A 12625-nucleotide genomic window follows, 5' to 3' on the forward strand; every position below is an offset into this window, starting at 1 on the left:
TCACCGAGGCTAGCATGTGATGACACACTGAGACGTCAGTTAGGCTGAGGCGTGGCCAGATGGGATCCCGGGACCGCGGACCGGCTGCGGAAAGCCGCGCTGGAGCTGTACGCCGAACACGGCTACGACGCCGTGACGATCACGCAGATCGCCGAGCGCGCCGGGATCACGCGCCGCTCGTACTTCCGCTACTTCCCCGACAAGCGCGAAGTCCTCTTCGCGGGCGCGGAGCAGCTGCCGCCCGCGGTTGCCGAAGCCGTTCTCGCCGTCGAAGAAGGCGAGTCACCCCTGCGGACGGCGCTCACCGCGTTGGCCGAGGTCGGGACGCGGGTCACGCAGCTGGTCGACCCGTCTCCCGAACGCCGGGCGGTCATCGCCGCCACGCCCGAGCTCCGCGAACGCGAGCGGAGCAAGGGCGCGGCGATGACGACGGCGATCCGGGACGCGCTCGAGCAGCGGGGAACCCCGCCCGAGCTGGCGAAACCGGCGGCGCAGGTCGCGGCGACCATCCTCGGCGACGCCTTCGACCGCTGGATCGACTCGGGTGGCGACCAGCAGTTCCCGGCCTACCTCGACGCGGCCACCGAAGCGTTCCGGGAGGCCTGCCGCTAGCCGCGGGCGTGCGCGTCCAGGATGTGCGCGACGGCCTCGGTGACCTGCTGCGCGTACTCCAAGTGCAGCCACTCGTCCGGCACGTGGATGTTCGAGTCGGCCCCGCACGCGCCGGTGACCAGGAACTGCGCGTCCGGGTACTTCCGGGAGAGCAGGCCCATGAACGGGATCGAGCCGCCCATGCCGGTCGCGCGGTGGGGGCGGCCGAAGACCTCGTCGCCGACCGTGCGCAGGGCCGTCGTCAGCCACGGCGATTCGGCCGGCGCGTTCCAGCCGTTCTCCGCCTGGGGTGCGCCGAGCGTGACCTTCGCGCCATAGGGCACGTCGGTGGTCAGGGCGCGCTTCACGGCTTCGATCGCCTTCTCGGCGTCGGCCGTCGGCGGGAGGCGGAAGCTCAGCGTCAGGGTGGTGCTCTCACGCAGGACGTTGCCGGCGTCGGCGGGCTTCGGGAAGCCGTCGGCGCCGATCACCGAGAGCGTCGGGCGCCACGCGTTGTTGAGCATCAGCTCCAGCGCGTCCTCGGTGACCACGCGACCGCCTTCGACCAGCGGGAACGCCTTCGACAGCGCCTCCGGGAACTCCTCCGAGACGGCCTTGAGCTCCGAGAGCCGGTTCGCCGGGACGTCGACCTTGAGCTCGTCGAGCAGCAGCTCGCCGGTCGCGCTGTCCTCGAGGCGTTCGATCAGGTGCCGCAGGATCCGGAACGAGCTCGCGACCACACCGGACGCGATGCCCGAGTGTTGGGCGGCGCCGAGCAGCTGCACGGTGACGTCGAGGTGCAGCATCCCGCGCAGGCTCGTGACCAGCCACAACCGCTCGTAGTCGCTGCCGCCGGCGTCGAGGCAGATGACCAGCGAGACCTCGCCGATGCGGTCGGCCAGGTGCTCGACGTAGGCGGGCAGGTCGGGGCTGCCGGACTCCTCGCCGGTCTCCAGCAGCAGCACGATGCGGGCGTGCTCGCCGCCGGCCGCGTGCACGGCCTCGATCGCCGTTGTCGCCGCGTAGCCGGAATAGCCGTCGTCGACCGAGCCGCGGCCGTACAGCCGGCCGTCGCGGATCACCGGCGTCCAGGGGCCGAGGCCCTCGGACCAGCCGCCGACCGGGGGCTGCTTGTCGAGGTGGCCGTACATCAGGACGGTGCCCTTGTCCGCCGCGCCCGGGGTCGCCGGGACGTCGACGAGCAACAGCGGAGTCCGGCCTTCGAGCTGTACGACCTCCAGGCTCGCCCCGGGCAGGTCGCGCGCGGCGATCCACTCGCGGACGTGGTCGACGGCGGCGGCGAGGTGGCCGCTCTTCGCCCACTCGGCGTCGAAGGCCGGGGACAAGGCGGGGATCGCCACCAGCCCGGACAGACTCGGGATGACGTCGTTGGTCCACGACGCCACTACGGATTCACGCACGGATTTCTGCTCCACGCGGCCATCGTGCCACTGTGACAACCGGGGCTTCGCCCCGAGCCGGGGGCTTCGCCACCCGGACCCCCGGAAAAGCCGCAGGTGGTCCGACAGTGCGGCACATCACAACGTCGCAGCCGACGCCGGTGATCACGCGATCACGCGAACGTGCGACGCCTGGTGAGCGCGCCCATCGATTCCCTACTCTCGTAGGTCCGATGCTCGGGCTTCCTAGCGTTTTCCCTGTTCAGGGCCCTTTTCTCAGCAACAAATCAGCAACCGCGTCTCACCAAAGCGTGGACCTTCGTGCCAGGATGTCGGCGTGAACCGTCAACGCCGACGGTGACCGAGCGCTTCGGACCCGATGCGCTGGTCCCCGCCGGTGCAGTCGCTGTGGTCGCCACAAGCGGCCGCCAGAGGCACCGACACCGAGGAGTACTGCGCATGCCGTCCGAACAGTGGACGCACCCGGAGCCCGGAGACGGGCCGGCCGCCGTAGCGGCCCAGCCGTCCCCCGAGCAGGTGATCGCCGGATTGCGGGCAACCAGCGAAGGTGGCGCTGAGCTGACTCAGCTGCTCACCCCCGAAGGCGAACGGGTTCCCTCGCCCCAGTTCGACAAGTACGTCGAGGACGTCGACGCCGAAGCGCTGCGCGGCCTGTACCGCGACATGGTGCTGGTGCGGCGGGCCGATCGCGAGGCCAACGCCATGCAGCGCCAGGGCCAGCTCGGCATCTGGGTCCCGCTGCTCGGCCAGGAAGCCGCGCAGATCGGCTCCGGCCGGGCGCTGAAGAAGAACGACATGGCGTTCCCCAGCTACCGCGAGCACGGCGTCGCGTACGCGCGCGGGGTCGACATGAAGGACCTCCTGGGCATCTTCCGGTGCACCGACCACAGCGGCTGGGACTACCAAGGCCACGGCTTCCACCCGTACACCATCGTGATCGGCAACCAGGTGCTCAACGCCGCCGGCTACGCGATGGGGCAGAAGTTCGAGGGCAAGGTCGGTGACGACGACGGCGAAGCCACCATCGTCTACTTCGGCGACGGCGCCACTTCGCAGGGTGACGTCCACGAAGGATTCGTCTGGGCCGCGGTCTACGACGCGCCGCTGGTGTTCTTCTGCCAGAACAACCAGTGGGCCATCTCCGAGCCGACCGAGCGCCAGTCGCGCCTGCCGCTGTACCAGCGCGCCCGCGGCTACGGCTTCCCCGGCATCCGCGTCGACGGCAACGACGTCCTGGCCTGCCTCGCGGTGTCGCGCTGGGCGCTCGACGAGTGCCGCCACGGCAACGGCCCGGTGCTGATCGAGGCGTTCACCTACCGGATGGACGCGCACACCACGACCGACGACCCCACCCGCTACCGGCTCTCCGACGAGCTGGAGGAGTGGAAGCTCAAGGACCCGATCGAGCGCGTCCGCGCGTACCTGGCCCGCAACGGCTACGCCGACCACGACTTCTTCGACAGCGTCCAGGCCGAGGCCGACACCTTCGCCGCCGACCTGCGCGAGTACACGTTCAACATGCCCGAACCGCCGCCGGAGCGGATCTTCAGCAACGTCTACGCCGAGGGCAACCCGGTGCTGGACGCGCAGCGCGAAGAGTTCCTCTCCTACCTCGACGGCTTCGTATCGGCGGGTGAGCACTGATGTCCGACCTCCAGAAACTCACCATCGGCAAGGCCCTCAACCTCGGCCTCCGCCGCGCGATGGAAGAAGACCCGAAGGTCCTGATCATGGGCGAGGACGTCGGCAAGCTCGGCGGCGTCTTCCGGATCACCGACGGCCTGCAGAAGGACTTCGGCGAGCAGCGCGTGCTGGACACGCCGCTCGCGGAGTCGGGCATCATCGGCACCGCGGTCGGCCTGGCCGTCCGCGGCTTCCGGCCGGTGTGCGAAATCCAGTTCGAGGGCTTCATCTTCCCCGGGTTCGACCAGATCTCCTCGCAGCTGGCGAAGCTGCACTACCGCACGCAGGGCAAGGTCAAGATGCCCGTCGTGATCCGGGTGCCGTTCGGCGGCGGGATCGGCGCGGTCGAGCACCACTCGGAGTCGCCGGAGTCGCTGTTCGCGCACATCCCGGGCCTCAAGGTCGTGTCCATTTCGAACGCCGTCGACGCCTACTGGGGCATCCAGCAGGCGATCAAGTCCGACGACCCGGTGCTGTTCTTCGAGCCGAAGCGGCTGTACCACTCCGGTGCGCTGCGGGCCGAAATCGACGTCACCGGCACGCCGGCGCAGGTGTTCTCGTCGCAGGTCGTCCGCGAAGGCACGACGGCGACGGTCGTCGCGTACGGCCCGTCGGTGAAGGTCGCCCTCGACGCGGCCGCCGCGGCCGAGGACGAGGGCAAGTCCCTCGAGGTCATCGACCTGCGCACGCTCTCGCCGCTGGACCTCGGCCCGGTGTTCGAGTCGGTGCGCAAGACCGGACGGCTGATCGCGCTGTCGGAAGCGCCGTCGGAGTCGTCGCTGACGTCGGAGATCGCCGCGCGCGTCCAGCAGGAGTGCTTCTACTCGCTGGAGGCGCCCGTCCTCCGGGTGACCGGGTTCGACACGCCGTACCCGCCGGCCAAGCTCGAGGAGCACTACCTCCCCGACCTGGACCGGGTGCTGCACGCCGTCGACCGTTCGCTCGCCTGGTAAGGGGGATTTCCGCGCAATGCCCACGTACAAACAATTCCCCCTGGCCGACACGGCGGAGGGGCTGACCGAAGCCGACATCCTGAACTGGCACGTGCAGCCGGGCGACACGGTGACGGTGAACCAGATCGTGGTCGAGATCGAGACCGCGAAGGCCGCCGTCGAGCTGCCGATCCCGTGGGCCGGGGTCGTCACGGAACTGCACGTCGAGCCGGGGCAGACGGTGGAGGTCGGCACACCGATCCTCACCATCGACGTCGACCCCGGTGGTGCGGCCGCGCCTGCTCCGGCGGCCGCCGCTCCCGCTCCCGCCGAGGCGGAAGAGGAGATGAAGCCGCTGGTCGGGTACGGCTCGAAGGCCGTGGTCACGCAGCGGCGGGCCCGGAAGAGTGCGGCTCCGGCGGCTGCTGTCGCCACTCCTCCGGCGCCTGCTCCTGCCCCTGCCCCTGCCCCGGCTCCGGCTCCGGCTCCGGCTCCGCGCGGCGGGTACGTCCCGCTGGCCAAGCCGCCGGTGCGGAAGCTCGCGAAGGACCTTGGCGTCGACCTGCACGCCCTGACCGGCACCGCCGAGGGCGGCGTGATCACCCGCCAGGACGTCGAGCAGGCGGCCAACGGCGCGGCCCCGGCCGCCGCGGTCGCCTCCACTGTGGACTCCGGCTACGACCCGGCCACCCGGGAGCGGCGCGTGCCGATCAAGGGCGTCCGGAAGATGACCGCGGCCGCGATGGTGCAGAGCGCGTACACCGCTCCGCACGTCACGGAGTTCCTGACCATCGACGTCACGCCGATGATGGAGTTCCGCGAGAAGCTGAAGAAGTCGCGGGAGTTCGCCGGGGTCAAGGTCACGCCGCTGACGTTCGCCGCGAAGGCCGTGTGCCTGGCGGCGAAGCGGACCCCGGACGTCAACGCGGTCTGGGACGAGCAGGCGCAGGAGATCGTCTACAAGGACTACGTGCACCTCGGGATCGCCGCGGCGACGCCGCGCGGCCTGATCGTGCCGAAGGTCCGCGACGCCGACTCGATGTCGCTGAAGGAGCTGGCTCAGGCCCTGACGGCCCTGACCGACACGGCCCGCGAGGGCAAGACGTCCCCGGCGGACATGGCGAACGGCACGATCACGATCACCAACGTGGGCGTGTTCGGCGTCGACACCGGAACGCCGATCATCAACCCGGGCGAGTCCGCGATCCTGTGCCTCGGCGCCATCAAGGACCAGCCGTGGGTGGTGGACGGCGAGATCAAGGTCCGCAAGGTGCTCCAGCTGTCGCTGAGCTTCGACCACCGCGTGGTCGACGGCCAGCAGGGCTCGGAGTTCCTGGCCGACGTCGGCGCGCTGCTGGCCGACCCGGCGATGGCCATGACGTACTGAAGTTTCCGCAGGTAGAGGGCCGTCTCGGAGTACCGGGGCGGCCCTCGCCGTTTTCGCCGTCGGCGTATTCGTTTGACGGAGTGAGCACTCACTCCGCACACTGGTGGCATGACACCAGCACCCGAGACCCGGCGCAGAGCGCCGAGCATGAGCGCCGAAGACCGGCGCGCCATGATCGTGCACGCGGTGCTGCCGCTCCTGATGGAGCACGGCACGAACGTCACGACCAGCCAGATCGCCCGCGCCGCCGGCATCGGCGAGGGCACCATCTTCCGCGCGTTCAAGGACAAGGACGAGCTGATCGACGCCTGCACCGCCGAGGTGCTGCGCCCCGACCACGTCCTCGACGCGATCGCCGAAATCCCCATCGACCAGCCTCTGGCGGACCGGCTTGTCGAGGCCGCCGAAGCGCTCGGCGCCCACTTCGAGCGGATGGGCGCGCTGATGGGCGCCCTGCACGCGTCCGGCCGCGTCAAGCACCGCGACCCGGAGCAGCGCCTGAAGAACCGCACGATGAAGGGCGGCCGCAGCGAGTCGATGGCCGCGATGCGCGGCGCGATCACCGAACTGTTCGAGCCCGAAAAGGACCGGCTGCGGCTGTCCCCCGAGCAGCTCGCCGCGCTGTTCCTGACTTTGCTGTTCGGCGGCCGCCGGATGGCCCCGATCGACGACGCCCCCACCACGCGCCAGGTGGTCGACGTCTTCCTGCACGGCGCCGTGGAGGCCGAGTGATCCCGGGCGGTGGGGGCGGCATGGAGTTCATGCTGGCTCGGCGAGGACGGCGGCGGCACGCCGTGACCGTGCCGGAGAGCGGGCTCACCGGGCCCGTCGACATCCCCGAACCGAAGCAGGACGACCAGCCGAAGGACCTGCGCTCCCGGCTGCGGCGCGCGAAGACGTCCGTCGCGGGCACGGTCCGCGGCCTGCCGAAGGTCGTGAAGCTGACGTGGCAGGCCAGCCCGGTCCTGACGATCCTCCTGGCGCTGATCACGCTGCTGTCGGGGCTCCTACCGACCGTGACCGCGTACGTCGCGAAACTGCTCCTCGACTCCGTCGTCGCCGCGATCCAGGGCAAGGGGACCACGGGCGACATCGTCAACGTCGCGTTGTTCCAGTTCGGCGTGCTCGCCGCGACCGCGATCAGCAGCGCGCTGACGTCGATCGCGCAGTCGCTGCTGCAGGAGCGCATGACGCTGACCATCCGCCACCAGGTGATGGCGCACGCGAGCGAGCTGCACCTGGCGTACTTCGAGGGGTCCGCGTCCTACGACATGCTGCGCCAGGCCGCGCAGGAGGCCCCGACGCGGCCGCTGTCGATGATGAACTCCGCGCTGGGGCTCGTGCGGACGCTGATCACGTTCGGCAGCATGATCGCGCTGCTCGTGGCGATCAGCCCGCTGCTGGCGCTGGTCGCGCTGGTGGCGCCGATCCCGGCGTTCATCTCGCAGTCCAAGTACGGCTCGCGCGCGTTCTGGCTGACGTTCCTGATGTCGCCGATCAAGCGGCGGATGGACTACCTGTCGTCGCTGGTCACGACGGACACCTACGCCAAGGAGACGAAGCTGTTCGGGCTGGGCCCGTACTTCGTCGACCGCTTCCGCCGGCTCGGCGTCGTCTCGTACGAGCGGCAACGGAAGCTGACGATCAACCGCAACATCAGCTCGACGGCCTGGGGGCTGCTGAGCACGCTGGCGGGTTCGGCGATCGCGCTGTACATCGCCCTGGAAGCGGTCGGTGGCCGGCTGACCCTCGGTGACCTGGCGTTGTACACGGCCGCGGCGACGTCCGTGCAGACGTCGGTGTCCGGGCTGTTCACGGCGTTTTCCGGGATGTACGAGAACAATCTGTACCTGGACACGCTGTACCGGTTCCTGGACACGAAGCCGGAGATCACGGCGCCCGCGTCACCCCGGCCGTTCCCGTCCGTTGTGGACGGTCACATCGAGTTCGACTCGGTCACGTTCGCGTACCCGGGTTCGGAGGAGCCGGCGCTGGAGGACGTCAGCTTCGAGATCCGCCCGGGCGAGACGGTGGCGGTGGTGGGCCGCAACGGCGCGGGCAAGTCGACCCTGTTCAAGCTGCTGTGCCGGTTGTACGACCCCACGGGCGGCCGCATCCTGCTGGACGGCGTGGACATCCGCGAGTACGACCCGGACGAGCTGCGCACGCGGATCAGCGCGATGTTCCAGGACTACGTGACGTACCAGGGAACGGCGGCGGAGAACATCGGCCTTGGCGACCTCTCGCGGCTGGAGGACCGGCCGCACATCGAGGATTCAGCCCGCCGCGCGGGTGCGGACGAGCGCATCGAGCGGCTGCCGTCCGGTTACGACAGCCCGCTGGGCCGTTGGTTCGACCAAGGAGTGTCGCTGTCCGGCGGTGAGTGGCAGAAGATCGCGCTAGCGCGGGCGTTCCAGCGTGAGGCGCCGATCTTGATCCTGGACGAGCCGACGTCGGCGTTGGACGCGCAGGCCGAGCACGACCTGTTCTCCCGCCTGCGTGAGCTGTCCGAAGGCCGGACGACGCTCTACATCTCGCACCGGTTCTCGACGGTTCGGCAGGCGGAGCGGATTCTGTTGCTGGAGCGCGGGAAGGTTGCGGAGTACGGGACGCATGAGGAGCTGATGGCGGCGAAGGCCGGGTACGCGGACTTGTTCACGTTGCAGGCGCAGGCGTACCTGGACGAGGTGCCGGTCAAGGGATGAGCACGACCTTGCCGATCCCCTCGCGGCTCTCGACGCGTGCGTGCGCGGCGGCGACGTCGGCGAGGGGGAAGGTGCGGTCGAGCACGGGGGTCAGCGTGCCGTCCGCGACAAGGCCGAGCGCCTCGGCGCGGCCGGCCGCGACCCGCTTCCCATAGGCGTCCGGCCCACCGAAGCCGATCAGGGTGATCCCGCGGGCGATGAGGCCGGCCACGGGAAAGACCGGGAATTCGCCACTGAGCATGCCGTAGGCCAGGATCCGCGCGTGCGGCGCGAGCTTCGCGGTGAGCTCGGCGGCACGCGGGCCGCCGATGGACTCGAAGACGACGTCGACGCCTTCGGGCACCTGCTGCCGCCAGTCCGGGTCGCGGTGGTCGATGTCGGCTTGGGTGTTCCCAGCGGTCGTGACGACCCGGGCGCCTCGCTGCTCGGCCAGCCGGGCCAGGAACCCGCCGATGGCACCGGACGCGGCTTCGACCAGCACGGTTTCCCCTGATCTGACGTCCGCGGTCTTGATCAGGGCGAGCGCCACCGAGGCCGGAACGGCAGCGGCGACGGCCAGCTCGGGCGAGAGGCCGCCGGGCACGAGCGCGTACTGGCTCGCGGCGACGACCTCGGCGTACGCGCCGCCGGTGTAGGACATGGTGACGACCCGCTTCCCGCGCATGCTCGGGTCATCGGCGTCGAGGACGATCCCTGCGGCCTCGTGCCCGAAGACCGACGGCGGCCCGGCCGGGATCAGCCCGGACCGCAGCTGCGTCTCGTAGAACGGCACGCCGATGGCCTCGGTCCGGACGAGGACTTCGCCGGGGTGCCGCGCCGGTTCGGGCCGGTCTTCGACCACGAGCACTTCCGGACCACCCGTCCCGTGCTGCACGACTGCGCGCATCGCATCCCCTAACTGGACCACCGGTCAACTTACGTCGGCCTACTATATGGACCGACGGTCAACTTGTCGAGGAGGTTCGATGGAACGCGCGGACGCGGCCCGCAACCGCCGCGCGATCCTGCGCGCGACGGAGGAGTTGTTGTCGACGCACGACCTCGCCGACGTATCGATGGACCGCGTCGCGGCCGCGGCCGGCGTGGGCAAGGGCACGGTGTTCCACCGCTTCGGCAACCGCGAAGGGTTGATGCGCGCGCTGGTGGAGTCGCGGGTCGAGGAGTTGTCTGTCGCGTTGACCTCGGGCCCACCTCCCCTCGGCCCAGGCGCACCCCCCGCTTCCCGCTTGGCGGCGTTTTTCGACGCGGTGGTGGAGCTGGCCACCCGGAACGTGAAGGTGATGGCGGCGTTCGAGCAGGCGTCGACGGACCGGTTGAACAGCCCGGTCTACGTGGCCTGGCACGCGCATGTGTCGGGGTTGATCGCTGCGGCGTCACCGGAGTTGGACGCCGACCTGACGGCGCACTTGCTGCTGGGGTCGTTGCACAGCGACTTGATGGTGCGGTTTTTGAAGACGGGCGAGACGGATCGGCTGGCCGCGGGCCTACGGTCGATGGTCACGACGTTGCTGCGCTGACCACCTGGGTGTGGTGGGCCGGCAGCAGCGTCCCGCCGCGCAGCTCGACCCGGCGCCACGGGAGGACCACCTCGCCGTCGTGCCGGTCGACAACGGTCACGGTGTCGAGCACGCAGTCGACGAGCCGGACGTGTCCGGCGACCTGGCTGAGCTCGAGGCGGCACCGCTCGAACCGGCAGTTCTCGGCGGTCACGGGCAGGGCGTCGGTGTCGTAGCCGTGCTTGCTCGAAAGGTCGAGCTCGAGGTCCGCGAAGTCGCAGCGGTCGAACACCACCCGGCCGAAGAGGAAGTCCAGCTGCGAAAAGTCGATCACGGTTGCGGAGAACCGGCAACGGAAGAAGGCCATCGACGAGGACTGGAAGAGCGCGTCGGCGAAGTCCACCTTTTCGCCGGCGAACTCCGTGCCGACGAATTCGGCCTTACCCTTGGTGAGGGTGAGCCCGGCGAAGTTCGTCTCGGCCGCGGTGAAGCGAGTGCCGTGGAAGCTGAGCAGCTTCCCGAACTCGGCGCCCGCGAAGGACGCCACCCCGCCCACGAACTCCGCCCCGTCGAACAGCACCTCGCCGCTGAACTCCAGCCGCGCGAAGTCGGCGTTTTCCAAGGTCACGCCGGTGAAGTCGAAGTCGAGTGCGGACCACGACGTCTTCGCCGACGCCCGGGTGTGGTCGCGCACCATGCGCAGGACCGCCTCCCGCACCTCGGTCTCGCCGTCTCGTTCCTGGCGGATCCGGAGGTAGCCGCACAGGACGTCGACACAGACCTGGCGCTTGTCGGCCCAGTCGTCGGCGAGGCCGGCCATCGCGTAGACGCCGGCGAGCCGGACGGCCGGGCTCTCACTGGCGAGCTGCTCGGCAGCGCTCCCGAAGCGTTCGTTGAACTTCTGGACGACTTCCCGTTCCGCGCGCTCGACGGCGAGGGCGTGTTCGTCCTCGGCCACCCGCTGCTTCCGGTAGCCGACGGCGAGCAGCACGACCCCACCGAACCCGGCGACGACGGAAAGCGCGATCTTCAGCAGGTCCAGCAGCTGGCCGACGTCGAAGGCCCCGGCGCTGGGCAGCCGCGGCCAGCCGAGGAACCAGAGCAGGCCACCCCCGGTGGTCGCGGCGACGAGCAAGGCCACGACCAGCCAGCCGAGGACGGACATCGCCATCCCGCGCCGCCAGAGCGCCGGCTGCCGCTTCGGCCGAGTCCAGACGACACCGCGGAACGCGGAGCGCCGACAGGAACCAAGCCGGACCACGAGCAACGCCACGAACAGGCATAACACGATCAGGAGCCAGCGGAGCCAGTCGGACACGAAGGGTGAGACTAGCCGCTGGTCGACGGCGACGGGAGCAAATCGGACAGGCTGCTCGTTGTAGGGGTATGGCTGTCGCGTTCCTGCTTTACGTCTTCGCCGAGATCGCCGCGATCTGGGCGGTGGGTTCGGCCGTCGGCGTGCTCGGCACGCTGGGCCTCCTCCTGGCGGGCGCGGTCCTGGGATCGTGGCTGGCCCGCCGCGAGGGCGGCAAGGCGATGAGGGCTTTCATGGCCGCAGCTCGTTCAGGGCGCCCGGCGGAGAAGGAACTCACCGACGGGATGCTGGTCGGGCTGGGTGGGGTGCTGATCCTGGTGCCCGGGTTCGTTTCGGACGTGCTTGGGTTGCTGTTGATGCTGCCGCCGTCGCGCGCGGTGGCGCGGCGGTGGTGGTTGAAGCGGATGGAGAAGCGTGCAGTCCGGTTCGCCAACCAGCGGCGGGGGCCGGTGATGGTGGTGGACAGCGAGGTCGTGTCGTCCGATGAGCCGCGGCGGGACCAGCCGCCGGTGATCGAGGGGCGGATCATCGAGGGCTGACCAGCGGCGACGACACGCGAGCAGATGTTGCTAGGCGTTTGCACGTGCAGACTCTAAGATCGAACGCGTGTTCGCGCTACGAGATCGCGGCCTCGACAGCCGAGACGGCATCACGCAGCGGCACGTGTTCCCAGATGCGGACCACCCGCCAGCCCGCGTCTATAAGCGCTTCGGTAACCAGCTGGTCACGACTCATGTTGCGCCGGAGCTTCGGTGTCCAGTACCACTCGTTGCTGGTCGGGTGGCGTCCATGCTCCGGGCAGACGTGCCAGAAACAGCCGTCGACGAAGACCGCGACCTTTCGCTTGGTGAAGACGATATCCGGACGAACACGCACGCCTTCGAGCACTATCGGCAGGTCCTTGCGGTACCGATAACCAAGCCGATGCAGTTCCTTGCGGAGGGTCACCTCCGGCTTGGTGTCAGTGCGCCGGTTGGCTCGCATGTTGCGAGAGCGGCCCTCGCTGGCAGCGGCGGGATAGGGCTTCGCCCTGGTGACCTCGCCCTCCGCAGGAGATGGGACTTCAGGCATCGGCTAGGGACCTCACAGCTGCTC

12 protein-coding genes are annotated in these 12625 nt (G+C 69.7%); 8 read left to right on the forward strand and 4 right to left on the reverse strand.

Annotated features, from left to right (window positions below; genetic code table 11):
* Positions 1-51: 51 nt before the first annotated feature.
* Positions 52-612 (forward strand): TetR/AcrR family transcriptional regulator, encoded by a 561-nt coding sequence (locus tag ACFPLC_RS13540; protein ID WP_378191634.1) that lies wholly within the window; start codon positions 52-54, stop codon positions 610-612.
* Here the strand turns inward: ACFPLC_RS13540 and ACFPLC_RS13545 are convergent.
* Entirely contained in the window at positions 609-2027 is a 1419-nt protein-coding gene (locus tag ACFPLC_RS13545) for a M20/M25/M40 family metallo-hydrolase (protein ID WP_378191636.1), read from the reverse strand. The two genes, ACFPLC_RS13540 and ACFPLC_RS13545, sit on opposite strands and share 4 nt — an antisense overlap.
* A 423-nt stretch (positions 2028-2450) precedes the next feature.
* On the opposite strand from ACFPLC_RS13545, the gene pdhA reads away from it, so the two are divergent.
* From pdhA to ACFPLC_RS13570, 5 genes are all read left to right on the forward strand, one after another.
* Positions 2451-3656, forward strand: coding sequence for a pyruvate dehydrogenase (acetyl-transferring) E1 component subunit alpha (pdhA, locus tag ACFPLC_RS13550; protein ID WP_378191638.1), 1206 nt, complete (start codon positions 2451-2453; stop codon positions 3654-3656).
* Positions 3656-4648, forward strand: a complete 993-nt coding sequence (locus ACFPLC_RS13555) for an alpha-ketoacid dehydrogenase subunit beta (protein WP_378191640.1) — start codon at positions 3656-3658, stop codon at positions 4646-4648. The genes pdhA and ACFPLC_RS13555 overlap by 1 nt, the downstream gene beginning before the upstream one ends.
* 16 nt (positions 4649-4664) lie before the next feature.
* On the forward strand, positions 4665-6014 hold the full coding sequence (locus tag ACFPLC_RS13560; protein WP_378191642.1) for a dihydrolipoamide acetyltransferase family protein: 1350 nt from the start codon (positions 4665-4667) through the stop codon (positions 6012-6014).
* Between the two features lie 147 nt (positions 6015-6161).
* Positions 6162-6746, forward strand: a complete 585-nt coding sequence (locus ACFPLC_RS13565; RefSeq protein WP_378191935.1) for a TetR/AcrR family transcriptional regulator — start codon at positions 6162-6164, stop codon at positions 6744-6746.
* 20 nt (positions 6747-6766) lie between these two features.
* Positions 6767-8719, forward strand: a complete 1953-nt coding sequence (locus ACFPLC_RS13570; protein ID WP_378191644.1) for an ABC transporter ATP-binding protein — start codon at positions 6767-6769, stop codon at positions 8717-8719.
* On the opposite strand, the gene ACFPLC_RS13575 is transcribed toward ACFPLC_RS13570, so the two are convergent.
* Positions 8709-9605: a quinone oxidoreductase family protein gene (locus tag ACFPLC_RS13575; RefSeq protein ID WP_378191646.1), complete on the reverse strand. Its 897-nt coding sequence runs from the start codon at positions 9603-9605 to the stop codon at positions 8709-8711. The two genes, ACFPLC_RS13570 and ACFPLC_RS13575, sit on opposite strands and share 11 nt — an antisense overlap.
* A 46-nt stretch (positions 9606-9651) precedes the next feature.
* Between ACFPLC_RS13575 and ACFPLC_RS13580 the strand changes: the two genes are divergently transcribed.
* Positions 9652-10236: a TetR/AcrR family transcriptional regulator gene (locus tag ACFPLC_RS13580; RefSeq protein ID WP_378235822.1), complete on the forward strand. Its 585-nt coding sequence runs from the start codon at positions 9652-9654 to the stop codon at positions 10234-10236.
* Here the strand turns inward: ACFPLC_RS13580 and ACFPLC_RS13585 are convergent.
* The gene (locus ACFPLC_RS13585; RefSeq protein WP_378191650.1) at positions 10217-11533 is read right to left on the reverse strand and encodes a pentapeptide repeat-containing protein; all 1317 of its coding nucleotides are present in this window, start codon (positions 11531-11533) and stop codon (positions 10217-10219) included. The two genes, ACFPLC_RS13580 and ACFPLC_RS13585, sit on opposite strands and share 20 nt — an antisense overlap.
* Before the next feature lie 68 nt (positions 11534-11601).
* Between ACFPLC_RS13585 and ACFPLC_RS13590 the strand changes: the two genes are divergently transcribed.
* Entirely contained in the window at positions 11602-12069 is a 468-nt protein-coding gene (locus ACFPLC_RS13590) for an FxsA family protein (RefSeq protein WP_378191652.1), read from the forward strand.
* A gap of 76 nt (positions 12070-12145) precedes the next feature.
* On the opposite strand, the gene ACFPLC_RS13595 is transcribed toward ACFPLC_RS13590, so the two are convergent.
* Positions 12146-12601: a very short patch repair endonuclease gene (locus ACFPLC_RS13595; RefSeq protein ID WP_378191654.1), complete on the reverse strand. Its 456-nt coding sequence runs from the start codon at positions 12599-12601 to the stop codon at positions 12146-12148.
* Positions 12602-12625 lie beyond the last annotated feature (24 nt).

The organism is Amycolatopsis plumensis, assembly GCF_042652605.1.
Lineage (GTDB): Bacteria > Actinomycetota > Actinomycetes > Mycobacteriales > Pseudonocardiaceae > Amycolatopsis > Amycolatopsis plumensis.